The following is a 23,444-nucleotide window of genomic DNA, read 5'->3' as shown; positions in this document are numbered from 1 at the left end:
ACCGCGCCCCCGCCCCACCCCGCCCCCGCCGCCTCCCGCGCACGCGTCACCCTCCCCCCGCGCGAGCCCGAACCCGACCTCACCCCGCCCCCGCCCCGCGGCTTCGACGCCGTGGCCGAGGCGGTGCTCGGGGACGAACCGCTCACCGCGCCCGGCGACCCCACCAGGCCCGCCCTGCTCGCGGAGCCGACCGCGCGCATCCACGAGGCGGTCGCCCAGGGCCGCACCCAGGAGGCGACGCGACTCGCGGAGCAGGCCGTGGCACAGGCCGGCGCAACGCTGGGCCCGGACCACCCCGAGGTGCTTCGGCTGCGCGAACTCACCGCCTACATCGCCTACCTGTCGGACGAGCCGGCGCACGCGACGCGCCTCTGCCTGGACCTGGTCCGCGCCCACCGCCACGCGGGCGACCCGGAGGCCGCCTACGGCAGCGTGCGGGGCGCGGCCACCTCCTGGCGCGCCGTACGCGATCCCGCGCAGGGACTCGAACTGGGCGCCGAACTCATCGACCTGTGGACCACCCTGAGCACCGAGCGGGGCCCCGCCGCCGAGGAGCCCGACTCCCTGGAGTCCCTGGACTCCGCCCGCGCCCGCATGACCCGCCTCACCGAACGCACGGCCCGCCCCCGGACCGAGTAACGACGTGTCAGACGGTCCCGCTCTCTCCACCCTCGACGCCCGCCACGCTGCCAGGACTCCGCCGAACGGGGCGACCTGAGGCACGCTGTTCGGCAGCTCGGCGACGCGGAGCACGGTCCTGCCGCCGCCGCCCCTCAGGCCCCCGTCGACGTCTCCGTCTTGACGACCGGGGTGCGGGAACCGGTCTCGATGCCCGCGCGCAGGGCACGCGCGTTGCGGTGGGCGGTGCGCAGGGCGTCCCAGGTGAGGAGGGTGAGGGCGAGCCACACCAGGGCGAAGCCCGCCCAGCGTTCGGGTGGCATGGCCTCGTGGAAGTAGAGGATGCCGAGCAGGAACTGGAAGACCGGGGCCAGGTACTGGAGCAGGCCAAGCGTGGACAGCGGCACGCGGATCGCCGCGGCGCCGAAGCAGACCAGGGGGACCGCGGTGACCAGGCCGGTCGCGGCGAGCAGCAGGACGTGCCCGGCGCCCTCGGTGGCGAAGGTCGCCTCGCCGCGCGCGCCCAGCCAGAGCAGGAAGCCGAGCGCGGGCAGGAAGAGGACGGCCGTCTCGGCGGCCAGCGACTCGACGCCGCCGAGGTTGACCTTCTTCTTCGCCAGGCCGTACGTGGCGAAGGAGAAGGCGAGGCAGAGGGAGACCCAGGGCGGCCGGCCGTAGCCGACGGTGAGCACGATCACCGCCGCCGCGCCGGTCGCCACCGCCGCCCACTGCGCGGGGCGCAGCCGTTCCTTGAGCAGCAGTACGCCCATGGCGATGGTGACCAGCGGGTTGATGAAGTACCCGAGCGAGGCCTCGACGACGTGGCCGCTGTTGACGGCCCAGATGTAGACGCCCCAGTTGACGGTGATGACCGCGGCGGCGACGCTGACGAGGCCGAGCCGGCGCGGCTGCCGCAGCAGTTCGCCCGCCCAGGCCCAGCGCCGTACGAAGAGCAGCGCGGCGGCGACGAAGACGAGGGACCAGGTCATGCGGTGGGCGAGGATCTCCATCGCCCCGGCGGGTTTGAGCAGCGGCCAGAAAACGGGGACCAGCCCCCACATCCCGTACGCGGCGAAACCGTTCAGCAGACCTATTCGGCTCTCGCCGCGCAGGTCTTCGTGCTTGCTGTCGCCGTTCGATGTCCCGGACATGGGCATCCCCTTCTCGCGCGCCGGCCGCCTCCGCGACCGTAGCGCCGTACGCCGCACCTGTCATGTCCGTATCGCTATACGGTCATGACAGGCGGTGGCGGAAGGTGACAGCGGGCGTTCAGTCGCGCAGGGCGGCCCTGATCGCGTCGGCGAGCGGGGTGGTCGGGCGGCCGGCCAGCCGGGACAGGTCGCCGCCGGTCACGGCCAGCTCGCCCTTCTCGATGGAGGCGTCGACGCCGGCCAGGACCGCGGCCAGCGGCCCGGGCAGCCCGGCACCGGCCAGGATCGCGGTGTAGTCGGCCGTGGACACCGGCTGGTAGGCGATCTCCCGGCCGGTCTGCCGGCTCAGCTCGGCCGCGTACTCGGCGAAGCTCCACGCCTCGTCGCCGCCCAGCTCGTAGCTCTTGTTCTCGTGACCCTCGCCGGTCAGTACGGCGACGGCGGCGGCCGCGTAGTCGGCGCGGGCGGCGGAGGAGAGACGGCCCTCGCCGGCCGCCTGCACCACGGCGCCGTGCTCCAGCACCGGGGCGAGGTTCTCGGTGTAGTTCTCGTGGTACCAGCCGTTGCGCAGCAGGACGTACGGCAGGCCGGAGGCGAGCAGGACCTCCTCGGTACCGCGGTGGTCGTCCGCCAGGGCGGCGGTCAGGGAGGCGGGCGCGCTGGTGTAGGCGAGCAGCGCGACACCGGCCGCGGCGGCGGCGTCGATGACGGCCCGGTGCTGCGCCACGCGCCCCTTGTCGAACTCGTTGCCGGAGATCAGCAGCACCCGGTCGCCCGCCGCGAAGACGCCGTCCAGGGTCTCGGGGGAGTTGTAGTCGGCCACCGCGATCCGCACCCCGCGCTCGGCGAGGCCGGCGGCCTTCTCCGGCGTCCGGACGACGGCGGTGACCTGGTCGGCCGGGACCTTCTCCAGAAGCTGCTCCAGCACGTGGTGGCCCAGGTGTCCGGTGGCTCCGGTGACGACGATGCTCATGATCTGCGTACTCCTCGCGGGGTGGCTCTGTTCCGGGCGGCCTGCCCGGGTGGCTTCTCCTGACCTGCACCCACCGTAAGCACCGCACTAACCAAAAGAAAGTACCCACTTTGAAGTAAGGTACTGGCGTGACAGTAAGTGAGAGAGCGCGAAGCGACGCCGAGGCGCTGTGCCCGCACCGGCTCGTCCTGGAGCACGTCACCAGCCGCTGGGGCGTGCTGGTCCTGATCGCCCTGCTGGACCGCACGCACCGGTTCGGCGAGCTGCGCCGCGCGGTCTCCGGGGTCGGCCGGCCGGTCAGCGAGAAGATGCTGACCCAGACCCTGCAGACGCTGGAACGCGACGGCCTGGTCCACCGCGACGCCAAGCCGGTGATCCCGCCGCGCGTCGACTACTCGCTGACCCCCCTCGGCCGGGAGGCGGCGGAACAGGTCCGGGAACTGGCGCTGTGGACGCGGCGGCGGATGGACACCGTGACCCGGGCGCGGGAGGAGTACGACGAGGCCCGGGGCTGATCGCCCCGGGCCCCGGACCTTCGCACCACCCGACCGGTCAGCCGACGACCGTCCAGGTGTCGCCGCCCGCCAGCAGCGCGGCCAGGTCACCCTTGCCGTCGCGCTCGACGGCGGCGTCGAGCTGTTCGGACATCTGGGTGTCGTAGACCGGGCGGTCGACCGAGCGCAGCACCCCGATGGGGGTGTGGTGCAGGGTGTCGGGGTCGGCGAGGCGGGAGAGGGCGAAGGCGGTGGTGGGTGAGGCGGCGTGGGCGTCGTGCACCAGGACGTCGGCCGCGTTCGCCGCGGTCACCTCGACCACCCGCAGATCGCCGGTCGCCCGGTCCCGTACGACCCCCTTGGCGCCGTCGGCGCCGAAGCGGATCGGCTGCCCGTGCTCCAGCCGGATCACCGCCTCCTCGGCCCGCTGTCTGTCCTTCAGCACGTCGAAGGCACCGTCGTTGAAGATGTTGCAGTTCTGGTAGATCTCGATCAGGGCCGTGCCCGGATGGGCGGCGGCCTGCCGCAGCACCTCGGTGAGGTGCTTGCGGTCGGAGTCCACGGTCCGGGCGACGAAGGACGCCTCCGCGCCCAGGGCGAGGGACACCGGGTTGAAGGGGGCGTCGAGCGAGCCCATCGGCGTCGACTTGGTGATCTTTCCGACCTCGGAGGTGGGTGAGTACTGCCCCTTGGTCAGGCCGTAGATCCGGTTGTTGAACAGCAGGATCTTGAGGTTCACGTTGCGGCGCAGCGCGTGGATCAGGTGGTTGCCGCCGATGGAGAGCGCGTCGCCGTCACCGGTGACGACCCACACGGACAGGTCCCGGCGGGAGGCGGCGAGGCCGGTGGCGATGGCGGGGGCGCGGCCGTGGATGGAGTGCATCCCGTAGGTGTTCATGTAGTACGGGAAACGGGAGGAGCAGCCGATGCCGGAGACGAAGACGATGTTCTCCTTCGCCAGCCCCAGCTCCGGCATGAACCCCTGCACGGCGGCGAGGACCGCGTAGTCACCGCAGCCGGGGCACCAGCGCACTTCCTGGTCGGACTTGAAGTCCTTCATCGACTGCTTGCCCTCGGCCTTGGGGACCAGCTTCAGTGCCTCAGCCATCGATGGCCTCCTTCAGCGCGGTGGCGAGTTGCTCCGCCTTGAACGGCATGCCGTTGACCTGGTTGTACGAGTGGGCGTCGACCAGGAACTTCGCCCGGACGAGGGTGGTGAGCTGGCCCAGGTTCATCTCCGGGACCACCACCTTGCCGTACCCCTTGAGCACCGCGCCGAGGTTGGGCGGGAAGGGGTTCAGGTGCCGCAGATGCGCCTGCGCGATCGAACCGCCCTCCTTGCGGATGCGGCGCACGGCGGCGGTGATCGGCCCGTACGTCGAACCCCAGCCCAGCACCAGGGTCCGCGCCCCGTCGGGGTCGTCCACCTGGAGTCCGGGGACGTCGATGCCGTCGATCTTGGCCTGCCGGGTGCGGACCATGAAGTCGTGGTTGGCCGGGTCGTAGGAGATGTTCCCGGTGCCGTCCTGCTTCTCGATGCCGCCGATGCGGTGCTCCAGACCGGGCGTGCCGGGGATCGCCCAGGGGCGGGCCAGGGTGGCCGGGTCGCGCTGGTAGGGCCGGAAGACCTCGGTGCCGTCGGCCAGGGTGTGGTTGGGTCCCTGGGCGAACTGCACGGCCAGGTCGGGCAGCTCGTCGACCTCCGGGACGCGCCACGGCTCGCTGCCGTTGGCCAGGTAGCCGTCGGAGAGCAGGAAGACCGGCGTGCGGTAGGCCAGCGCGATCCGGGCCGCCTCCAGAGCCGCGTCGAAGCAGTCCGCCGGGGTGCGCGGGGCGATCACCGGCACCGGCGCCTCGCCGTTGCGGCCGTACATCGCCTGGAGCAGGTCCGCCTGCTCGGTCTTGGTCGGCAGCCCGGTGGACGGCCCGCCGCGCTGGATGTCCACGATCAGCAGCGGCAGTTCCAGCGAGACGGCGAGTCCGATGGTCTCGCTCTTGAGCGCCACCCCGGGACCGGAGGTGGTGGTGACCGCCAGCGAACCGCCGAAGGCGGCGCCCAGCGCGGCGCCGATGCCCGCGATCTCGTCCTCGGCCTGGAAGGTGCGCACCCCGAAGTTCTTGTGCCGGCTCAGCTCGTGCAGGATGTCCGAGGCCGGCGTGATCGGGTACGAGCCCAGGAACAGCGGCAGGTCCGCCTGGCGGGACGCGGCGATCAGACCGGCGGCCAGCGCCAGGTTGCCGGAGATGTTGCGGTAGACGCCGGGCGGGAACGCCGTCGCCGCCGGGGCCACCTCGTAGGAGACCGCGAAGTCCTCGGTCGTCTCGCCGAAGTTCCAGCCCGCCCGGTAGGCGGCGATGTTCGCCGCGGCGATGTCCGGCTTCTTCGCGAACTTGGTCAGCAGGAACTTCTCCGTGCCCTCGGTGGGCCGGTGGTACATCCAGCTCAGCAGGCCCAGCGCGAACATGTTCTTGCTGCGCTCGGCCTCCTTGCGGGACAGGTCGAACTCCTTCAGCGCCTCGACCGTCAGCGTCGTCAGCGGCACCGGATGGAGATGGAATCCGTCGAGCGAGCCGTCCTCCAGCGGGGATTCGCCGTAGCCGACCTTCTGCATCGCCCGCTTGGTGAACTCGTCCGTGTTGACGATGATCTCCGCACCGCGCGGCAGGTCGCCGATGTTCGCCTTCAGGGCGGCCGGATTCATCGCGACCAGCACGTTCGGCGCATCGCCCGGGGTGAGGATGTCGTGATCCGCGAAATGCAACTGGAACGACGAAACCCCAGGCAGCGTGCCTGCCGGTGCCCGGATCTCGGCCGGGAAATTCGGCAGCGTCGAAAGATCATTCCCGAAGGACGCCGTCTCCGAGGTGAAACGGTCGCCGGTGAGCTGCATACCGTCGCCGGAGTCCCCCGCGAACCTGATGATCACCCGGTCCAGCCGGCGGACGTCCTTCGTCCCGGCCGGTTTGCGCTGTTCTCCTACGACGGTTCCGTCGGCCTGTCCCGCTGGGCTGCTGACCTGGCTGGTCACTGAAGTGGACCTCCCTCGAGGTGGCTGTCCCTGGAGTGGTCTTCCGCGACCATCCCAGGGTCAACACTACGACCGTGACGGTCGCCGTCCGGGGGAGATTCGCCAGATGAACACGACTTCGAGACAGCGCGCGGCCCGAAGTCTCATGGCCTGTCAGCCCCCCGGCGCGGGGAATGGCACACCCCGTCCCGCATTCGGTTTCTCGCCCGTTCGAGGGACCCGGCGGGCGGGCGCGGAGGATTTCCGGGAGACGACGGCAACCGCGACTTCCGGCCGTTTTTCTCCTGTCGCCTTTCCACCGTCGATTTCCGCCTGCCGGTGTCCGCGGTCCGGATGCCGGTGCCGGGGGTTCGTATGCCGGTGGCAAAGGATCGGATGCCGGTGCGGGGGTCGCGAAGCCGGCGCCGAGAGGCCGGCGTCCGGCGTCCGGCGGCCGGAGTTCGGAGGTCTCAGGAGTTCAGATAGGTGAGCACCGCGAGTACGCGGCGGTGATCACCGTCGCTGGGGGAGAGCCCCAGTTTCAGGAAGATGTTGCTGACGTGCTTCTCGACGGCTCCGTCGCTGACCACGAGCTGTCTGGCGATCGCGGAATTGGTCCGGCCCTCCGCCATCAGCCCCAGCACTTCCCGCTCCCGGGGGGTGAGCCGCGCGAGCACGTCCTGCTTGCGGCTGCGGCCGAGCAACTGCGCGACCACCTCGGGGTCGAGCGCCGTCCCGCCCCGGGCCACCCGCACCACCGCGTCCACGAACTCACGGACCTCGGCCACCCGGTCCTTGAGCAGATACCCGACCCCGCGACTGGAACCGGCCAGCAGCTCGGTGGCGTAGCGCTCCTCCACGTACTGCGACAGCACCAGTACGCCGATGCCGGGATGCGCCTTGCGCAGTTGCACCGCGGCCCGCACCCCCTCGTCGGTGTGGGTCGGCGGCATCCTTACGTCCGCGACGACGACGTCCGGCAGCTCTCCCTGCCCGGCCAGCTCGGCGATGGTCTTGATCAACGCCTGGCCGTCCCCGACACCGGCCACCACGTCGTGCCCCCGGTCGGTCAGCAGCCGGGTCAGACCCTCCCTGAGCAGCACCGAATCCTCGGCGATGACCACCCGCACCCTGTCCTCCACGATGTTCCGTCCCCCACATCCCCGGGCCGGCGCGCCCGCGCCCGCCTCTGTCGACGGGTCCAGCATCCCAGCATCGGTCGCGGCGCCGGAACCGGCTGCGGGGTCGGGGGACGCGGGGCACGGGGCGCGGGTCGCGGGGCGCGGCAACGGACCGGAGGGGGACGGGGGACGAGGGACGGGGGATGGGGGGCGGGGGACGGTGTGACCCACGCCCGGTCGCGGCAACGGACGGGACCGGGGGCGGTGTCACCCCCGCCGGTCCGCCCGCCAGGGCAGCTCCGCCGTGATCCGGGTGGGCCCGCCGGCCGGCGAGTCCACCACCAGGATGCCGTCGACCGCGTCGAGCCGCTCCGCCAGCCCCGCGAGCCCGGAACCGGCCCCGACGTCGGCACCGCCCACGCCGTCGTCCTCGACCTGGAGCATCAGCCGGTTCTCCACCCGCCACACCTCCACGGCCGCGGCGGTGGCCCGCGCGTGCTTGCTGACGTTCTGCAGCAGCTCCGAGACGGTGAAGTACGCGATCCCCTCGATCGCCGGGGCCGGCCGTCCGGCCAGGTCCACGTCCACCCGCACCGGCACGGTGCAGCGCGAGGCGACCGAGGAGAGCGCCGCGTCCAGGCCGCGGTCGGTCAGCACGGCGGGGTGGATGCCGCGGGCCAGGTCCCGCAGCTCCTGGAGCGCGGTCTTCACCTCGCCGTGCGCCTCGTCCACCATCCGGGCCGCCGCCCGCGGGTCCTCCCGCATCTTCTCCTTGGCCAGGCCCAGGCCCATCGCCAGGCTGACCAGGCGGGCCTGCGCCCCGTCGTGCAGGTCGCGCTCGATGCGCCGCAGGTCGGCGGCGGCCGCGTCGACCACGACACCCCGGTCCGACTCCAGCTCCACCACGCGGGTCGCCAGCCGCGACGGCCCGAGCAGCCCGTGGACCATCAGCCTGTCCACCGTCGTCAGCGCCCGCACGATCCACGGCGTGGCCAGCGTGAACAGCAGTCCCACCAACGCCGTCACGGTGATCTCGAACGGGTTGTCCAGATAGATCCGGTGGGTCTCGTCGCCGTAGAGCTGCAGACCGTCCTGCCCGGCCCACATCGGGAAGACCCAGAACCACAGCGGGTAGCTCAGCGTCGCCCAGCCGAACGTCCACAGGGTCACGGCGACGACGAAGGAGAACACCGCCCACGGCAGGTGCAGCAGCGCGTAGAGCAGCGACCGCCAGGAGGCGCCGCTCTTGAGGACGGCCCCCGTCCAGGCCCACGCGCCCCGCTTGCCCGGCCGCAGCGGCTCGGGGGCGGCCACCCGCAGCCCCAGCAGCGAGCGGGCCCGGGCCCGCTCCAGGGCCCCCAGGCCCCGGCAGCCGGCGAGCGCCGCCGCCAGCACCGGGACGCCGAGGAACGTCACCAGCAGTCCGGCGCCCAGCGACACCATCGTGACGGCGTACGTGAAGAGGAGGACGCTGACCGGCAGGCTCAGCAGGATGTAGCCGAACTCGCGCAGGCTCCGCCCCTCGAACGGCGCGCGCAGCCCCGCCGACAGCAGGTGCCGGTGCTCGTGCTCGTACCCGTGCCGGTACCGGTGCTCGTAGCCATGCCCGGGCCGGTGATCCTGCTCGTACCCCTGCTCGTACCTCGGTCCGTACTCCTGCCCGTACCTCTGCCCGTACTCCTGCCCGTACTCCGTGGCCATCGGTGTCGTCCTTCTGCTCGTCCCTTTGAGGCGGTGCCGCGTCCGGGGCGCCGGACGGTTGCGCTGTCGTACCTCCACCCTCCTCGCCGGCCCGGCTGTGGACCATGGAGCCCGTGGGCCTCTCGGCCGGGGGGTTTTCCCCACCCGCGGACCGCGCCTTCGGTCCGCCGGGGCCGGCCTCAGGGAGCGAGGCCCTCGCGGTCGCGCCAGGGGAGTTCGGCCGTGACGGTGGTCGGGCCGCCCTCCGGGGACTCCACGACGAACAGGCCGTCCACGGCGCCCAGCCGGTCGGCCAGCCCCTTCATCCCCGTACCGCCGTCCAGGCTCGCGCCGCCGCGGCCGTCGTCCCCGACCTGGATGAGCAGCCGGTCGTCGCTGCGCCACACCTCCACGGCGGCCGACCTGGCCGCGCTGTGCTTGCTGACGTTCTGCAGCAGCTCCGAGACGGTGAAGTAGGCGATGCCCTCGATGGCCGCCGCCGGCCGGGCCGTCAGGTCCACCGTCACCTTCACCGGCACGGTGCAGCGCGAGGCGATCGAGGAGAGCGCCGCGTCCAGGCCGCGGTCGGTCAGCACGGCGGGGTGGATGCCCCGGGCCAGATCCCGCAGCTCCCGCAGCGCCAGCTTCACCTCGCCGTGCGCCTCGTCGACCATCACCGCCGCCGCGTCGGGGTCCTCCAGCAGCTTCTCCTTGGCCAGACCCAGACCCATGGCCAGATTGACCAGGCGGGCCTGCGCCCCGTCGTGCAGGTCGCGTTCGATGCGCCGCAGGTCGGCCGCCGCCGTGTCCACCACGACCCCGCGGTCCGACTCCAGCTCGGCGATGCGCCGTTCCAGCTCGTCCGAGGGGGAGAGCAGCCCGCGCACCATCGCCCGGTCCACGTTGGTCAGCCCCCGGGCGAGGAACGGCAGCACCGGCCAGAGCACGAACAGTGACACCAGCGTCAGGGTGAAGGTGAGGATTCCCCACGGCATCCGGATCAGGTCGTACAGGACCGTGCGCCAGCCCACCGGGTCCTTCAACGCCGCCCACAGCCGGGGGAAGAACCCGTCGGCGGCCCGCCGGGGCAGCCGGCTCGGCTCGTCCACCCGCACACCGAGCAGCGCCCGCGCCCGCGCCCGCTCCAGCCTTCCCCACCACCGCGCGCCGATCAGCCCCGCCGCCAGCAGCGGGAGCCCGACCACCGTGACCGTCAGCCCGAGACCGACGGCCAGCACCGTCACGACGTAGACGAAACCGATCAGCGCCGCAGGAAGGTTGGCCAGCAGATGGGCGATCTCCTTCCAGGTGTGCCGGTCGAGGGCGAGACGGGCCGGCGGCGGACGGTCGTTGTCCGGCCCCCCGCCGGTTTCGGCGGGGAGCGGTGACGAGAGGCTTTCGGTCATACGGCCCAGCGTGCCGCGCCGCGGCACCCCGGCGCCATGAGGTGGACCCGCCGGGATCGACTGAGGAAAACCCCACCACCGGTACCCGGGAGCCGTCCCGGAACGCGATCGAGGTACGACAGGCTGCTTACGGTCTCTTTAGCAGGCCCTAGACTCCCGTGCGTACAGATCGTCGGACAGCAGACTTCGGGACGGACAGGGAGCGAGGGGGACGGACGTGCCGGAACCGACCGTCGTCATGGCATCGGACTACTTCCAGTCGTACTCGGTCGTGGGGCTGCTCGCCGTCGTCGGCGTGCTCTTCGTCGCCGTGGCCTTCGGCGCCGGGCGCCTGCTGCGGCCCGTGGTGCCCACCCCCGAGAAACTCATGACGTACGAGTGCGGCGTCGACCCGGTGGGCGAGGGCTGGGCCCACACCCAGGTCCGCTACTACGTCTACGCGTTCCTGTACGTGATCTTCGCGGTCGACTCGATCTTCCTGTTCCCCTGGGCGACGGTCTTCGCCGCCCCCGGCTACGGTGCGACGACCCTGGTGGAGATGTTCATCTTCCTCGGCTTCCTGGCCGTGGGACTGCTGTACGCATACAGGAAGGGTGTCCTGGCATGGACGTGACGCCGGACACCGGAAACACCGGTGGGCAGCCGGAGCCCGTACGGCCGGCGGAGCCCGTGCCGCCCGCGGGGCCCGTGCCGCCCGCGGAGGCTGTGCCGCCTGCGGAGGCTGTGCTGCTGCCGGAGCCGAGGCGGCTGGGTACGCTCGCGCGCCTCGCGCCCGAGCCGATGAAGGTCGTCCTCAACTGGGGCCGCCGCTACTCCCTCTGGGTCTTCAACTTCGGCCTCGCCTGCTGCGCGATCGAGTTCATCGCCGCGTCGATGGCCCGCCACGACTTCATCCGCCTCGGCGTCATCCCGTTCGCGCCGGGCCCGCGCCAGGCCGACCTGATGGTGGTCTCCGGCACGGTCACCGACAAGATGGCCCCCGCCATCAAACGCCTGTACGAGCAGATGCCGGAGCCCAAGTACGTCATCTCCTTCGGCGCCTGCGCCAACTGCGGCGGCCCGTACTGGGACTCGTACTCCGTGACCAAGGGCGTCGACCAGATCATCCCGGTCGACGTCTACGTCCCCGGGTGCCCGCCGCGGCCCGAGGCGCTGCTCCAGGGAATCCTCAAGCTCCAGGAGAAGATCGCCCGGGAGTCGCTGGCGGAGCGGTACGGCACCGCGCACCGGCCGTCGGCCGCGGCCCTGCAGAGCGGCCTGGTGACACCGCCCGGCCCGCCCGGTCCGCCCGGTCCGCCCGGCCTGCCCGACGGGCCGGGTCCGTCCGGTTCCTCGGGGGAGGCGCGATGAGCGGGGTCGGCTGGCTGCCCGCCGAGGCCACGGAGCTGTTCGGCGCCGAGGCCACGGCCGAGGAGGCGTACGAGATCCTGACCGTGGACGTGCCCCCGGCGGCCTGGATCCCGGCCCTGGAGACCGCGCGCGACCGGCTGGGCTGCACCTACTTCGACTGGCTGAGCGCGGTCGACGAACCGGGCACCGGCTTCCGGGTCGCCGCGCACGTCGCCGCCCTGACGCCGCTGCGGCGGCTCCTGCTGCGCACGACCGTCCCGCACGAGACGCCGGTACTGCCCTCCGCGGTGACGGTGTACGCCGGCGCGACCTGGCACGAACGCGAGACGCACGAGATGTTCGGCGTCGTCTTCGAGGGCCACCCCGGCCTCGACCACCTGCTCCTGCCGGAGAACTTCGAGGGCAACCCGCTGCGCAAGGACTTCGTCCTCGCCGCCCGCGTCGCCAAGGCGTGGCCGGGCGCGAAGGAGCCGGGGGAGGCCGCGGGCGGCGGTCCCCGACGCCGGCAGATGCTGCCGCCCGGCGTCCCCGACCCGAACGAGTGGGGCCCCCTCAAGGGCCGGCTCCCACCCGCCCCGGCCCGCGGTACCGGCCGCACCCCGGCCGACCGCCCGACCCGCACGGCAGCCGACCGCCCCACCCGCACACCGGCCGAACGCCCACCCCGCCGCACCCGCACGGCATCCCAGGGCTCCGCCAGCCAGGCGGGGGCGGTGGATGCCGGGGCGGTGGATTCCGGGCCTGCGGCCCCGGCGCGGCGTGCGCGTACGGCGGCCGAAGGCTCCGCCGGCCAGGCGGCACCGGCCCCCGACACCTCCCCGGCGCCCGAGGCTCCGGCGGCCTCGGCCGCCCGGCGGGCGCGGAGCGTGAGTGAGGGTTCGGCCTCACAGCGACCGGCACCCGGTGGCGCCCCGGCTCCCCGGCGGACGCGGAGCGCGTCGGAGGGCTCGGCGAGCCGGCCGACGACCACCGCTGGGGACGGTCCGCCGGAGACCCCGGCCGCCCCCACCGCACCTCGCAGCGCCGACGCCCCGTGGCACCACGCCCGCCCGGCCTTCGACACCCCGGCGACCGAGCCGCCGCCCCACGAGACCGATTCCCCCGACCCCGGGAAAAGCAAGGGCGCGGAGCCGGAACCCCGGGAGGACGAGAACGCGGAACCACGACTCCAGGCCGACCGGGAGGCGGAACCGCAGCCCGACGCGGGCCAGGACGCCGAGCCGTCCCAGCCCCAGACCCCACCTCCGCTCCCACTCCCACCCTCACCCCCACTCCCACCCTCACCCCCACCAGGAGGCCCGCAGTGAACGACGTGCTCGACGTCACCCTGCGCCTCCTGATCGTCTTCGTCCTCTTCCTCGCCCTCCCCCTGATCGTCGGCCAGACCGAGCACAAGGTGATGGCCCATATGCAGGGCCGCCTCGGCCCCATGTACGCCGGCGGCTTCCACGGCTGGGCCCAACTCGTCGCCGACGGCGTGAAGTTCGCGCAGAAGGAGGACGTGGTCCCGAGCGGCGCGGACCGCCGTATCTTCCAGCTCGCCCCCGCCGTCGCGCTGCTGCCCTACCTCCTGGTCCTCTTGGCCGTCCCGATCGGCCCCGGCGAGGGCGCGGTCGGCCAGGCCGTCGACGCGGGCGTCTTCTTCGTCCTCGCCGTCATGGGCGTCGGCGTCCTCGGTTCCCTGATGGCCGGCTGGGCCTCCGCCAACAAGTTCTCCCTCCTCGGCGGCCTGCGCACCGCCGCCCAGTTGCTCGCCTACGAACTCCCCATGCTGCTCACCGCCGCCTCGGTGGCGATGGCGGCCGGCACCGTCTCCCTCCCCGGCATCCTGGACGCCTTCGAGTGGTGGTGGCTGCCCTGGCAGATCGTCGGCGCGCTCGTTTTTTTCATCGCCGGCCTCGCCGAACTCCAGCGCCCGCCCTTCGACATGCCCGTCGCCGACTCCGAGATCATCTTCGGCGCCTACACCGAGTACACCGGCCTGCGCTTCGCCCTGTTCCTGCTCGCCGAGTACGCCGGGATCGTCGTCCTGTGCGGCCTGACCACCGTCCTCTTCCTGGGCGGCTGGCACGGCCCGTGGGGCGCCGACGGCCTCGGCTGGGTGTGGACCCTGCTCAAGACGGCCCTCCTCGCCTTCGTCGTGATCTGGCTGCGCGTGACCTACCCCCGCCTGCGCGAGGACCAGCTCCAGAAACTCTCCTGGACCCTCCTCGTCCCCCTCTCCCTCGCCCAGATCGCCCTCACCGGCGTCGTCAAGGTGGTGATCTCCTGATGGCTGAGCCCCTCCCGTCCACCCGGCCCCGCATCCCCGGTTCCGGTCTCGCCAAGGGCCTGGCCGTCACCCTGCGCACGATGACGAGGAAGACGGTCACCGAGCAGTACCCGGAGGCCCAGCCCGACCTCCCGCCCCGTACCCGCGGCGTCATCGGCCTCTTCGAGGAGAACTGCACGGTCTGCATGCTGTGCGCCCGCGAGTGCCCCGACTGGTGCATCTACATCGACTCCCACAAGGAGACGGTCCCGGCGGCGGCCCCCGGCGGACGCGAACGCAGCCGCAACGTCCTGGACCGCTTCGCCATCGACTTCTCCCTGTGCATGTACTGCGGTATCTGCATCGAGGTCTGTCCTTTCGACGCCCTGTTCTGGTCGCCCGAGTTCGAGTACGCCGAGACCGACATCCGCGAACTCACCCACGAACGCGACAAGCTCCGCGAGTGGATGTGGACGGTCCCGGCCCCGCCCGCCCTCGATCCCGGCGCGGAGGAGCCGAAGGAGATCGCCGCCGCCCGCAAGACCGCCGAGAAGCTGCTGGCCGCCGAGCAGGCGGCCGCGGCCCGTACCGAACCGGGGGAGGGGGACGCGTGAACCTCGCGGCCGAAGCCCACGGCTTCCTCTCCCCGACCGGCGTCGAGATCGCCTTCGTCCTCGTCGGCCTGGTCACCTTCGGCGCGGCGCTGGTCACCGTCACCACCCGGCAACTCGTCCACGCCGCCCTGTGGCTCGTGGTCTGCCTCGGTGGGCTCGCCGTCGAGTACCTCCTGCTCACCGCGGAGTTCATCGCCTGGGTACAGGTCCTCATCTATGTCGGTTCCGTCGTCGTCCTCCTCCTGTTCGGCCTGATGCTCACCAGGGCCCCGATCGGCCGCTCCCCGGACGCCGACTCGGACAACCGCTGGGCCGCCCTGGCCGTGGCCGTCGCCGCCGCGGCGGCCCTGGTCTGGGTGGTCGTCGACGCCTTCCGCACCACCTGGATCGACCTCGACGGCCCGGCCGCCGGCGCCACGGACGTCACCGGGGCGAGCCTCTTCCAGCACTGGGTCCTCCCCTTCGAGGCCCTCTCCGTCCTCCTCCTCGCCGCCCTGGTCGGCGCGATCGTCCTGTCCCGCAAGTCCGCGACGGCCACGCCCACCCCGTCCACCCCGTCCACCCCGTCCACCCCGTCCGCGGAGCGGCACGGCACGGAAGGGACCCGTTGATGCACCTCGCCTATCCCGCAGTCCTCTCCGCCCTCCTCTTCTGCACCGGCCTGTACGGCGTCCTCGCCCGGCGCAACGCGATCCTGGTCCTGATGTCGGTCGAGCTGATGCTCAACGCCGTCAACCTCAACCTCGTCGCCTTCGACGTCTGGCTCAGCAGGACCGCCGAGGAGACGCTGCACTCCGGTCAGGCCCTGACCCTGTTCACCATCGCCATCGCCGCCGCCGAGATCGGCATCGGCCTGGCGATCGTCCTCGCCGTGCACCGCAACCGCGGCACCTCGGACATCGACAGACTCCGCGACACCGCCGAAGGCCCCGAGAGCGAGGGCCCCGAGAGCAACGGCCCCGAGAGCGACGGTCCCGACCGCGACCCCCACAGCCCCCTTAGTCCCGACGCCCCCGACCAGCGCGACCAGCCCGGGCGGGCCGAGAAGGCCGAGGCCACCGCGTGACCACCACCACCCTCGCCGTCCTCGTTCCCCTCCTTCCGTTCCTGGGCGCCGCCGCCGGCCTGCTCCTGGGCCGCGGCGCACCCGGCTTCGTCCGCCCGCTCGCCCTCCTGCCGACGCTCGCCGCGCTCGTGCTCGCCGTGACCGTCGCCGCCCGCCAGGGCGGTGGCCGGGCCGTCGACGCCGCCACCGAACTGACGCCCACCGGCTCCGTCCCCGTGGAACTGGCCCTGCACGTCGACGGCTTCGCCGCCCTCGTCGCCGTCCTGGTCACCGTGGTCGCCGGCTGCGTGCAGATCTACTCGACGGCCTATCTGCGCGACGACCCCCGCTACCCCTCCTACGCCGCCCTCGTCTCCCTCTTCACCTCCGCGATGCTCCTCGTCGTCTACACCGGCGATCTGATGGTGCTGCTGGTCGGCTGGGAGGTCATGGGCATCTGCTCCTACTTCCTGGTCGGCCACTACTGGGAGACCCCGGAGGCCCGCGCCGCCTCCCTCAAGGCGTTCCTGGTGACCAAACTCGGTGACGTCCCCTTCCTCATCGGCCTGCTCGCGCTCGCCTCCGACACCGGCTCCTTCCGCATCACCAAGGTGCTCGCCACCGTCGCGAACGGCGGACTCGACCACCCCACCCTCATCGCCGTGCTGCTCCTGGCGGGCGTGGCGGGCAAGTCGGCGCAGTTCCCGCTGCACACCTGGCTCCCCGACGCGATGGCGGGCCCCACACCCGTCTCCGCCCTGATCCACGCCGCGACGATGGTCGCCGCCGGTGTCTACTTCGTCGCCCGGCTCCTCCCGGTCTTCGAGTCCTCGCGGGCCGCGATGGCGGTCCTGGCCGTCATGGCGGCGGTCACGATGGTCGGGTCGGCGCTCGCGGCCCTCGCCCAGGACGACATCAAACGCGTCCTCGCCTACTCGACGATCGGCCAGCTCGGCTACCTGAGCGGCGCCCTCGCCGTCGCCGACCGCGGCGCCGCCGTCTTCCACCTCCTGTCCCACGGCGCCTTCAAGGCGCTGCTGTTCCTCGCCGCCGGCGTGATCATCCACGCCGCCGGCACCAACTCGCTCGCCGCCATGTCCCGGATGCGCGGCCTGCGCGACCGCGTCCCCGACGCCTACTGGACGACGACCGTGGCGCTGCTCGCACTCGCCGCGATCCCGCCGTTCAGCGGCTTCTTCTCCAAGGAGTCCGTGCTGGGCGCCGCCGAACACGTCGTCGGCGGCCACACCGAGCACACCCCCGCCGCCGCGGGCTGGATCGTGCTCGTCGCCGGACTGCTCACCGCCCTGCTCACCGGGGCCTACGCGACGCGCCTGTGGCTGCTGGCCTTCCGCGGCCACGGCACCGAGGCCCCCGACCACGGCAGGCAGCCGCTCCCCATGAACGCCGTGCTCTGGGTGCTCGCGATTCCCTCCCTCGCCTTCGGCGGCATCGCCTTCCGCCTCCTTCCCGACTGGTTCGACGGCGGTGACCTCACCCCGACCCTCACCACCTCCGTGCTCGGCACGGGCGTGGCCCTGGTGGGCTCCCTCGTCACCTACGGCGCCTGGCGGCACACCACCACGCTCACGGCCGGCACCCCGCTGGGCGCGGTCGCCGCCCACCCGGGAGGCGACGCCGGAGCCGTCGAGGCGGAGGCCATCGCCAGCCACCGGCCCGCCTACGGAGACGTGGCGTACGCGCCGGACCCGGCCGACCCCGGCCGGCTCCTGCTCGGCCCGCTGCACCGCCCCGCCGCCGCCGGCTTCCACCTCGACGCCGTGTACAGCGCGCTCTTCGTCCGCCCGGTCCGGGCCGGCGCGAGCCTCGTGCGGTTCCTCGACCGGGAGGTCGTGGAGACCTACGTACGCGGGGCGGGCGCCCTGCCCCGCTGGCTCGGCACGGCCGTGCGCCGCGCCCAGACCGGCAACGTCCAGACCTATGTGAGCGCGCTGCTCGCCGGCACCGTCGTCCTGACGGTCGCCGTCGTCCTCGCCGCGACGGGAGCGTGAGCAGGCGTGATCGATATCAGCGAGTCCGTGATGCAGGTCCTTCTGGCGTTCATCGTGGCCGGTCCGCTCCTGGGCGCGGCCGCCGCCCTGCTGCCCGCACCGCCCGGGCTGAAGGGGAAGTCACCCGAGCAGGCCGTGCTGCGGCACGGCGTCACCGTCACCGGAGCCGTCCTCCTCGCCACGGTCGTCCTCGCGCTCGGCTTCGACCACGACCACCCCTCGAAGATGCAGGCCACGACCGACATCAGGTGGATCCCCGCGCTCGATGTGCGCATCCACCTCGGCATCGACGGCATTTCCCTCCCCCTTCTGGTCCTGACCGCGCTGCTGACCTTCCTCTGCGCGCTCCACTCGTACTTCAAGATGCCCTCGGGTCCCACCCCGAAGGCGTTCGTCGCCCTGGTCCTCGTCCTGGAGGCCGGCACCCTCGCGAGCTTCGCCGTCCTCGACCTGCTGCTGTTCTTCCTCGCCTTCGAGACGGTCCTCGTCCCGATGTACTTCCTCATCGCCCGCTGGGGCGGCGAGGACCGGACCCGGGCGGCCTGGAAATTCATCCTGTACACGCTGCTCGGCTCCGTGGTCATGCTGCTCGGCCTGCTCCTGATCGGAATCACGGCGGGCACTTTCGACATGGTGGCACTCGCCACTGACAACGGCCGCTCGCTGACCACATCCGTGCAGGTCATCGCTGCTCTGGCGATCGGGATCGGGCTCGCGGTCAAGACCCCGATGTGGCCGCTGCACAGTTGGCTGCCGGACGCCCACACCGCCGCTCCGACCGTCGGCTCGGTCCTGCTGGCCGGCGTCCTGCTGAAGATGGGCACGTACGGTTTCGTCCGGATCCTGCTCCCGGTCGCGCCGGACGGCTTCCGCACCTTCGCGCCCTGCCTCGCCGCCCTCGGCGCCGTCGGCGTCGTCTACGGATCGCTCGCCTGCCTCGCCCTCGCCAGATCCGGCGCGAAGGGCGACCTGAAGCGGCTCATCGCCTACTCCTCCGTCGGCCACATGGGTTTCGTCCTGCTCGGCATCGCCACCATGACCCCCACCGGCGTCAACGGCGCCCTGTTCGCCAACATCGCCCACGGCCTCATCACCGGCCTGCTCTTCTTCCTGGTCGGCGCCCTGAAGGACCGCACGGGCAGCACCGACCTCGACACCCTCGCGCAGCGGACCGGCGCCGCCCTCTACGGCCGGGCCCCCCGCCTGGGCGGCCTGCTCGCCTTCGCCGCGGTCGCCTCGCTCGGACTGCCCGGCCTGGCCGGGTTCTGGGGCGAGATGCTGGCCCTGTTCGGCGCGTTCGACCCCGCCCCCGGACTCAGCCGCCCGGCCTTCCTCACCTTCATGGCGATCGCCGCCTTCGGCACCCTGCTGACCGCCGCGTACCTGCTGATCGTGGTCCGCCGGGTCTGCATGGGCGCCGCCCCGCCCGAAGGCTCCCGCCTCCCCGACGTCCGCCGCTACGAGTTCGCGGCCTGGACCCCGCTCGTCGTCCTCACCGTCCTCGCCGGACTGTGGCCCAAGGCCCTCCTCGGCCTGACCGACCCGGCCGTGCAGCAGCTCCTCACAGGAGGCACCCGATGAGCCCCCTGGCCCTGTCCACAGCCCAGCCACTGGCCCAGCCACCGCTCCAGCCACTGGCCCAGAACCTCGTCCAGTCCGTCGACTGGCTCGCCCTCGCGCCCCCCACCGCGGCCGCCCTCTTCGGACTCGCCGCCCTGGTCGGCGACCTCTTCCTCAAGGACGCCCGTAAACCTCTGCTCGGCCGGCTGTCCGTGGCCGGCCTCGCCGTCTCGCTGCTCCTGCTGCTGCCCCTGCTGGACGGCGACCGCAGCACCTTCTGCCTGACCGGCGGCTCCCACGCGTGCAGCTACGTCGCGGACCCGTTCACCCTGGTGATCCAGTTCCTGGTGCTCGGCGGCGCCCTGGTGGCCGCCCTGCTGTCGGTGACCACCCTCAAGGACGCCGACCGAGGACTGCCCGAGGGCGAGTTCTGGTTCCTGCTGCTCTCCTCGGCGGCGGGCGCCGCCCTGCTGCCCGCCTCCCGCGACCTCGCGACCCTCGTCGTCGCCCTGGAGGTCGCCTCCCTGCCCGCCTTCGCCCTCGTGGGCCTGCGCCACGGAGACCGGCGCTCCTCCGAAGCGGCACTGAAGTTCTTCCTCTCCTCGGTCACCGCGACCGCGGTCAGCCTCCTGGGCATCAGCTTCCTCTACGCCACCACCGGCACCCTCCACCTCACCGAGATCGCCGACCGCGTCCAGCACGTCGACGGGCAGTTCACCACCCTCGCCCACGCCGGAGTCGCCCTCACCCTCGTCGGCTTCGCCTTCAAGACCGCCGCCGTGCCCTTCCACCTCTGGGTGCCCGACACCTACGTCGGCGCCCCCCTGCCGATCGCCGCCTACCTCTCCGTCGTCGGCAAGGCGGTCGGCTTCTCCGGCCTCGTCCTCGTCACCGTCGTCGCCCTGCCGTCGTACGCCGACGTCTGGGGCCCGGCACTGGCGGCACTCGCCGCGCTCACCATGACCGTCGGCAACGCCGGCGCCCTGCGGCAGCGCACCACGCGTGCGCACAGCGCGGTACGCCTGCTCGCCTGGTCCTCCGTCGGACAGGCCGGCTACCTCCTGGTGCCGATCGCCGCGGCCGCGTACTCCGACGACGCCGAACGCTCGATCGGCTCCACCGTCGCCTACGCCCTGATGTACGCCGCCGTGAACCTCGGCGCCTTCACCGTCGCCGCCCTCGTCGGCCGTACGAAATCCCTCAACCGGGTCTCCGACTACCGCGGCCTGTACGCGAGGAACCCCGTCACCGCCCTGCTCCTGGCGTTCTTCCTGCTCTGCCTCGCCGGACTGCCCCCGGGAATCATCGGCCTGTTCGCCAAGGTCACCGTCTTCGCCGCGGCCGTCGACGCCGGCCTCGGCTGGCTCGCCGTCCTGATGGCCGTCAACGTCGTCATCGCGCTGTACTACTACCTCCGGTGGACGGCCCTGCTCTTTCGCGCCCCCGAGGGCGAACCCCGCGCCCACCGCGCCCCCGCCCCCCTCACGGCCGCCCTCGCGCTCACCGCGGTCCTCGCCGTCGCCCTCTCCGGAGCCCCCCAGCTCATCCTGCGCTTCGCCGGCACCGGACTCTTCTGAGCCGCGCCCGCGTTCCCCACGCGTGTGTGCCGTCACCCGGACGGCCCACCCGTGCCTCCGGGCAGCCCGCCCGCGCCGCCGCGCCCACCAGGGAACTGGCCGCCCCCGCCTGGCGTTGACCAGTACGGGAGGGTCCACTGGACGTGACACACGGCACCGGTGGCATCGACAGACCGGGAAGCAACCACAGCGAGCGAGACCAGCAAGCAAAGGGTTCCCCTGCTGCACCACTTGGAGGGCGTACCGTGCACCGCCGGCACAACGGGCTCAGGACCGCGGTCCTCCTCGGAGGACTGTCCGCACTCATCATCGTCATCGGCGGCTTCTTCGGCCGGGCCGGGCTCGTCGTCGCCGTACTCGTCGCCCTGGGCACCAACGCCTACGCGTACTGGAACAGCGACAAACTGGCGCTACGCGCGATGCGCGCCCGTCCGGTGAGCGAGTTCGAGGCCCCGGGCCTGTACCGCACGGTCCGTGACCTCTCCACCCAGGCCCGCCAGCCCATGCCGCGCCTCTACATCTCCCCCACGGAGGCCCCGAACGCCTTCGCGACCGGCCGCAACCCGCGGCACGCCGCCGTCTGCTGCACCGAAGGCATCCTGCGCCTGCTCGACGAGCGCGAACTGCGCGGCGTCATCGGCCACGAACTGAGCCACGTCCACAACCGGGACATCCTGATCTCCTCGGTCGCCGGTGCCCTCGCCTCCGTGATCATGTTCCTGGTCAACTTCGCCTGGCTGATCCCCGTCGGCCGCTCCAGCGACGACGACGGGCCCGGCATCGTCGGCATGCTCCTGATCATGCTCCTCGGCCCGCTCGCCGCCACCCTCATCCAGCTCGCCGTCAGCCGCTCCCGCGAGTACGAGGCCGACGCCTCGGGCTCCCAGCTCACCGGCGACCCGCTCGCCCTCGCGAGCGCCCTGCGCAAGCTCGAAGCGGGCACCAGGCAGCTTCCGCTGCCCCCGGAGCCCCGCATCGAGACCGCCAGCCACATGATGATCGCCAACCCGTTCCGCCCGGGCCAGGGACTCTCCAAGATGTTCTCCACCCACCCGCCGATGGCGGAACGTATCGCCCGGCTCGAGAAGATGGCAGGACGGAACCGATGAAGACCCTCCTCAACGTCGTCTGGCTCGTCCTGAGCGGCTTCTGGCTGTTCCTGGCCTACCTGGCCGCGGGCGCCCTGCTCTGCGTCACGATCATCGGCATCCCGTTCGGCGTGGCGGCCTTCCGGATCGGCGTCTACGCCCTGTGGCCCTTCGGGTACACGACGGTCGAACGCCGGGACGCGGGCGCGCCCTCCTGCGTGGGCAACGTGCTGTGGCTGCTGCTCGCCGGCTGGTGGCTGGCGCTCGGCCACATCACCACCGGCATCGTGCTCTGTGTCACGGTCATCGGCATCCCGCTCGGCATCGCCAACTTCAAGCTGATCCCAATCTCCCTGTTCCCGCTCGGCCGCGACATCGTACGGACCGACCAGCCGTTCGCCGCCCGCTGAACCACCCCGGGGAAGCGGCGCAGGTCACAGCCGCTGCGCAGGGCGGGCACAGCGCGAGGGGGCAGGGTTGAGGACATGACCGTCATCAGTTGGATCATTCTGGGGCTGCTGGCCGGAGCCATCGCCAAGTTCCTGCTGCCGGGCCGCGACCCGGGCGGCCTCATCGGCACCACCCTGATCGGCATCACCGGCGCCTTCATCGGCGGCTGGATATCGGCCCGTTGGCTGGACCACCCGGTCAGCAAGGACTTCTACGACGGCACCACCTGGGCGGCGGCCATCGGCGGCTCGCTGGTCCTCCTGATCGCCTACCGCCTCCTGTTCGGCAACTCGCGCGACTGAACGCGCGAGAGGGACGCGAGAGGGAAGCGAGAGGGAAGCGAGAGGGAAGCGAGAGGGAGGAAGGGCGGACACCACCGGTGCCCGCCCTTCTCGTACCGCCCGCTCGTCGGCTCGTACCGCCGGAACTACCGGTAGTTGACGAACTGCAGCGCGAAGTCGAAGTCCTTGCCCTTCAGCAGGGCGATCACGGCCTGGAGGTCGTCACGGTTCTTGGACGACACCCGCAGCTCCTCGCCCTGCACCTGGGCCTTCACACCCTTGGGGCCCTCATCGCGGATGATCTTCGCCACCTTCTTGGCGTTGTCCTGGGAGATGCCCTCCTCGACGGACGCGAAGATCTTGTACTCCTTGCCGGAGAGCTGCGGCTCGCCCGCGTCCAGCGACTTCAGCGAGATGCCGCGCTTGATCAGCTTGGACTGGAAGACGTCGAGGATCGCCTTGACCCGCTCCTCGGAGTTCGCCTGCATGAGGATCTTCTCACCGGACCACTCGATCGAAGCGCCCACGTTCTTGAAGTCGTAGCGCTGCGTGATCTCCTTGGCGGCCTGGTTGAGGGCGTTGTCGACCTCCTGCCGCTCGACCTTCGAGACGATGTCGAAACTGGAGTCGGCCATGTCCTGTGGCTCCTTGTATCGGGGTGCGTGTCGGACAAGCCTAGCCACCCGCCGCCCGCCGGGCGCAGACCAATCAGGTGGCGAAGCACCCCTCCCCATCGGGTATTGTTTACGTCGTTGCCACGGAGCG

The 23,444-nt window shown here is 72.1% G+C and carries 22 protein-coding genes and 1 pseudogene; 15 read left to right on the top strand and 8 right to left on the bottom strand.

All coding sequences use genetic code 11. The annotated features are described in order from the left end of the window. Nucleotides 1-639, top strand: a pseudogene (locus ABEB00_RS02260) (tetratricopeptide repeat protein); the annotation flags it as partial. Nucleotides 640-773: 134 nt separating this feature from the next. Here the strand turns inward: ABEB00_RS02260 and rarD are convergent. Together rarD and ABEB00_RS02250 are read right to left on the bottom strand one after the other, a co-directional pair. Further along, nucleotides 774-1,769, bottom strand: a complete 996-nt coding sequence (gene rarD, locus ABEB00_RS02255) for an EamA family transporter RarD (protein WP_345617083.1) — start codon at nt 1,767-1,769, stop codon at nt 774-776. 118 nt (nt 1,770-1,887) lie between these two features. Continuing rightward, nucleotides 1,888-2,742 carry an SDR family oxidoreductase gene (locus ABEB00_RS02250; RefSeq protein ID WP_345617082.1) on the bottom strand — a complete coding sequence of 285 codons (855 nt, stop codon included), beginning with the start codon at nt 2,740-2,742 and terminating at the stop codon, nt 1,888-1,890. 128 nt (nt 2,743-2,870) lie between these two features. Between ABEB00_RS02250 and ABEB00_RS02245 the strand changes: the two genes are divergently transcribed. Beyond that, nucleotides 2,871-3,257, top strand: a complete 387-nt coding sequence (locus tag ABEB00_RS02245) for a winged helix-turn-helix transcriptional regulator (protein WP_345617081.1) — start codon at nt 2,871-2,873, stop codon at nt 3,255-3,257. Between the two features lie 37 nt (nt 3,258-3,294). On the opposite strand, the gene ABEB00_RS02240 is transcribed toward ABEB00_RS02245, so the two are convergent. From ABEB00_RS02240 to ABEB00_RS02220, 5 genes are all read right to left on the bottom strand, one after another. Continuing rightward, nucleotides 3,295-4,344, bottom strand: a complete 1,050-nt coding sequence (locus ABEB00_RS02240; RefSeq protein WP_345617080.1) for a 2-oxoacid:ferredoxin oxidoreductase subunit beta — start codon at nt 4,342-4,344, stop codon at nt 3,295-3,297. Next, the gene (locus tag ABEB00_RS02235; RefSeq protein ID WP_345617079.1) at nt 4,337-6,265 is read right to left on the bottom strand and encodes a 2-oxoacid:acceptor oxidoreductase subunit alpha; all 1,929 of its coding nucleotides are present in this window, start codon (nt 6,263-6,265) and stop codon (nt 4,337-4,339) included. The genes ABEB00_RS02240 and ABEB00_RS02235 overlap by 8 nt, the downstream gene beginning before the upstream one ends. 449 nt (nt 6,266-6,714) lie before the next feature. Beyond that, nucleotides 6,715-7,374 (bottom strand): LuxR C-terminal-related transcriptional regulator, encoded by a 660-nt coding sequence (locus ABEB00_RS02230; RefSeq protein ID WP_345617225.1) that lies wholly within the window; start codon nt 7,372-7,374, stop codon nt 6,715-6,717. Between the two features lie 258 nt (nt 7,375-7,632). Then, on the bottom strand, nt 7,633-9,066 hold the full coding sequence (locus ABEB00_RS02225) for a sensor histidine kinase (RefSeq protein ID WP_345617078.1): 1,434 nt from the start codon (nt 9,064-9,066) through the stop codon (nt 7,633-7,635). A gap of 179 nt (nt 9,067-9,245) precedes the next feature. Beyond that, nucleotides 9,246-10,451 carry a sensor histidine kinase gene (locus ABEB00_RS02220; RefSeq protein WP_345617077.1) on the bottom strand — a complete coding sequence of 402 codons (1,206 nt, stop codon included), beginning with the start codon at nt 10,449-10,451 and terminating at the stop codon, nt 9,246-9,248. A gap of 238 nt (nt 10,452-10,689) precedes the next feature. Between ABEB00_RS02220 and ABEB00_RS02215 the strand changes: the two genes are divergently transcribed. The 13 genes from ABEB00_RS02215 (at nt 10,690) to ABEB00_RS02155 (ending at nt 22,700) form a co-directional block, all read left to right on the top strand. Continuing rightward, complete coding sequence (locus ABEB00_RS02215) at nt 10,690-11,064, top strand: NADH-quinone oxidoreductase subunit A (protein WP_345617224.1); 375 nt, start codon at nt 10,690-10,692, stop codon at nt 11,062-11,064. Beyond that, nucleotides 11,055-11,801 (top strand): NADH-quinone oxidoreductase subunit B, encoded by a 747-nt coding sequence (locus ABEB00_RS02210; protein ID WP_345617076.1) that lies wholly within the window; start codon nt 11,055-11,057, stop codon nt 11,799-11,801. The genes ABEB00_RS02215 and ABEB00_RS02210 overlap by 10 nt, the downstream gene beginning before the upstream one ends. Further along, the gene (locus tag ABEB00_RS02205) at nt 11,798-13,108 is read left to right on the top strand and encodes an NADH-quinone oxidoreductase subunit C (RefSeq protein ID WP_345617075.1); all 1,311 of its coding nucleotides are present in this window, start codon (nt 11,798-11,800) and stop codon (nt 13,106-13,108) included. The genes ABEB00_RS02210 and ABEB00_RS02205 overlap by 4 nt, the downstream gene beginning before the upstream one ends. Continuing rightward, a complete protein-coding gene (locus ABEB00_RS02200) occupies nt 13,105-14,073 on the top strand; it encodes a complex I subunit 1/NuoH family protein (protein WP_345617074.1) in 969 nt (322 codons plus the stop codon). The genes ABEB00_RS02205 and ABEB00_RS02200 overlap by 4 nt, the downstream gene beginning before the upstream one ends. After that, nucleotides 14,073-14,666, top strand: a complete 594-nt coding sequence (locus ABEB00_RS02195; protein ID WP_345617073.1) for a NuoI/complex I 23 kDa subunit family protein — start codon at nt 14,073-14,075, stop codon at nt 14,664-14,666. Before ABEB00_RS02200 ends, ABEB00_RS02195 begins: the two co-directional genes overlap by 1 nt. Beyond that, on the top strand, nt 14,663-15,277 hold the full coding sequence (locus tag ABEB00_RS02190; protein ID WP_345617072.1) for an NADH-quinone oxidoreductase subunit J family protein: 615 nt from the start codon (nt 14,663-14,665) through the stop codon (nt 15,275-15,277). Before ABEB00_RS02195 ends, ABEB00_RS02190 begins: the two co-directional genes overlap by 4 nt. Further along, nucleotides 15,277-15,732, top strand: a complete 456-nt coding sequence (nuoK, locus tag ABEB00_RS02185) for an NADH-quinone oxidoreductase subunit NuoK (protein ID WP_345617070.1) — start codon at nt 15,277-15,279, stop codon at nt 15,730-15,732. The genes ABEB00_RS02190 and nuoK overlap by 1 nt, the downstream gene beginning before the upstream one ends. Beyond that, nucleotides 15,729-17,723 carry an NADH-quinone oxidoreductase subunit 5 family protein gene (locus tag ABEB00_RS02180; protein ID WP_345617068.1) on the top strand — a complete coding sequence of 665 codons (1,995 nt, stop codon included), beginning with the start codon at nt 15,729-15,731 and terminating at the stop codon, nt 17,721-17,723. Before nuoK ends, ABEB00_RS02180 begins: the two co-directional genes overlap by 4 nt. A 6-nt stretch (nt 17,724-17,729) precedes the next feature. Then, complete coding sequence (locus ABEB00_RS02175) at nt 17,730-19,304, top strand: NADH-quinone oxidoreductase subunit M (protein WP_345617067.1); 1,575 nt, start codon at nt 17,730-17,732, stop codon at nt 19,302-19,304. Next, nucleotides 19,301-20,860 (top strand): NADH-quinone oxidoreductase subunit N, encoded by a 1,560-nt coding sequence (locus ABEB00_RS02170; protein ID WP_345617066.1) that lies wholly within the window; start codon nt 19,301-19,303, stop codon nt 20,858-20,860. The genes ABEB00_RS02175 and ABEB00_RS02170 overlap by 4 nt, the downstream gene beginning before the upstream one ends. Nucleotides 20,861-21,105: 245 nt before the next feature. Beyond that, nucleotides 21,106-21,969, top strand: coding sequence for a zinc metalloprotease HtpX (htpX, locus tag ABEB00_RS02165; RefSeq protein ID WP_345617065.1), 864 nt, complete (start codon nt 21,106-21,108; stop codon nt 21,967-21,969). Beyond that, nucleotides 21,966-22,358: a YccF domain-containing protein gene (locus ABEB00_RS02160; protein WP_345617063.1), complete on the top strand. Its 393-nt coding sequence runs from the start codon at nt 21,966-21,968 to the stop codon at nt 22,356-22,358. Before htpX ends, ABEB00_RS02160 begins: the two co-directional genes overlap by 4 nt. A 75-nt stretch (nt 22,359-22,433) precedes the next feature. Beyond that, entirely contained in the window at nt 22,434-22,700 is a 267-nt protein-coding gene (locus tag ABEB00_RS02155; RefSeq protein WP_345617062.1) for a GlsB/YeaQ/YmgE family stress response membrane protein, read from the top strand. Nucleotides 22,701-22,825: 125 nt separating this feature from the next. Here ABEB00_RS02155 and ABEB00_RS02150 read toward each other — a convergent pair whose 3' ends face one another. After that, nucleotides 22,826-23,314 (bottom strand): YajQ family cyclic di-GMP-binding protein, encoded by a 489-nt coding sequence (locus ABEB00_RS02150; protein ID WP_345617061.1) that lies wholly within the window; start codon nt 23,312-23,314, stop codon nt 22,826-22,828. Between the last annotated feature and the right edge of the window lie 130 nt (nt 23,315-23,444).

The organism is Streptomyces ziwulingensis (genome assembly GCF_039542605.1).
Taxonomy (GTDB): domain Bacteria; phylum Actinomycetota; class Actinomycetes; order Streptomycetales; family Streptomycetaceae; genus Streptomyces; species Streptomyces ziwulingensis.
The sequence above is the reverse complement of the archived record's forward strand: the minus strand, read 5'-3'. Positions and strand labels throughout refer to the sequence as shown.

Excerpts from the sequence above, each read along its gene's own strand:
- rarD (WP_345617083.1), bottom strand. The coding sequence starts at position 1,769 with ATGTCCGGGACATCGAACGGCGACAGCAAGCACGAAGACCTGCGCGGC.
- ABEB00_RS02250 (WP_345617082.1), bottom strand. The coding sequence starts at position 2,742 with ATGAGCATCGTCGTCACCGGAGCCACCGGACACCTGGGCCACCACGTG.
- ABEB00_RS02240 (WP_345617080.1), bottom strand. The coding sequence starts at position 4,344 with ATGGCTGAGGCACTGAAGCTGGTCCCCAAGGCCGAGGGCAAGCAGTCG.
- ABEB00_RS02225 (WP_345617078.1), bottom strand. The coding sequence starts at position 9,066 with ATGGCCACGGAGTACGGGCAGGAGTACGGGCAGAGGTACGGGCAGGAG.
- ABEB00_RS02220 (WP_345617077.1), bottom strand. The coding sequence starts at position 10,451 with ATGACCGAAAGCCTCTCGTCACCGCTCCCCGCCGAAACCGGCGGGGGG.
- ABEB00_RS02215 (WP_345617224.1), top strand. The coding sequence starts at position 10,690 with ATGGCATCGGACTACTTCCAGTCGTACTCGGTCGTGGGGCTGCTCGCC.
- ABEB00_RS02210 (WP_345617076.1), top strand. The coding sequence starts at position 11,055 with ATGGACGTGACGCCGGACACCGGAAACACCGGTGGGCAGCCGGAGCCC.
- ABEB00_RS02205 (WP_345617075.1), top strand. The coding sequence starts at position 11,798 with ATGAGCGGGGTCGGCTGGCTGCCCGCCGAGGCCACGGAGCTGTTCGGC.
- ABEB00_RS02195 (WP_345617073.1), top strand. The coding sequence starts at position 14,073 with ATGGCTGAGCCCCTCCCGTCCACCCGGCCCCGCATCCCCGGTTCCGGT.
- nuoK (WP_345617070.1), top strand. The coding sequence starts at position 15,277 with ATGCACCTCGCCTATCCCGCAGTCCTCTCCGCCCTCCTCTTCTGCACC.
- ABEB00_RS02170 (WP_345617066.1), top strand. The coding sequence starts at position 19,301 with ATGAGCCCCCTGGCCCTGTCCACAGCCCAGCCACTGGCCCAGCCACCG.
- ABEB00_RS02160 (WP_345617063.1), top strand. The coding sequence starts at position 21,966 with ATGAAGACCCTCCTCAACGTCGTCTGGCTCGTCCTGAGCGGCTTCTGG.
- ABEB00_RS02155 (WP_345617062.1), top strand. The coding sequence starts at position 22,434 with ATGACCGTCATCAGTTGGATCATTCTGGGGCTGCTGGCCGGAGCCATC.
- ABEB00_RS02150 (WP_345617061.1), bottom strand. The coding sequence starts at position 23,314 with ATGGCCGACTCCAGTTTCGACATCGTCTCGAAGGTCGAGCGGCAGGAG.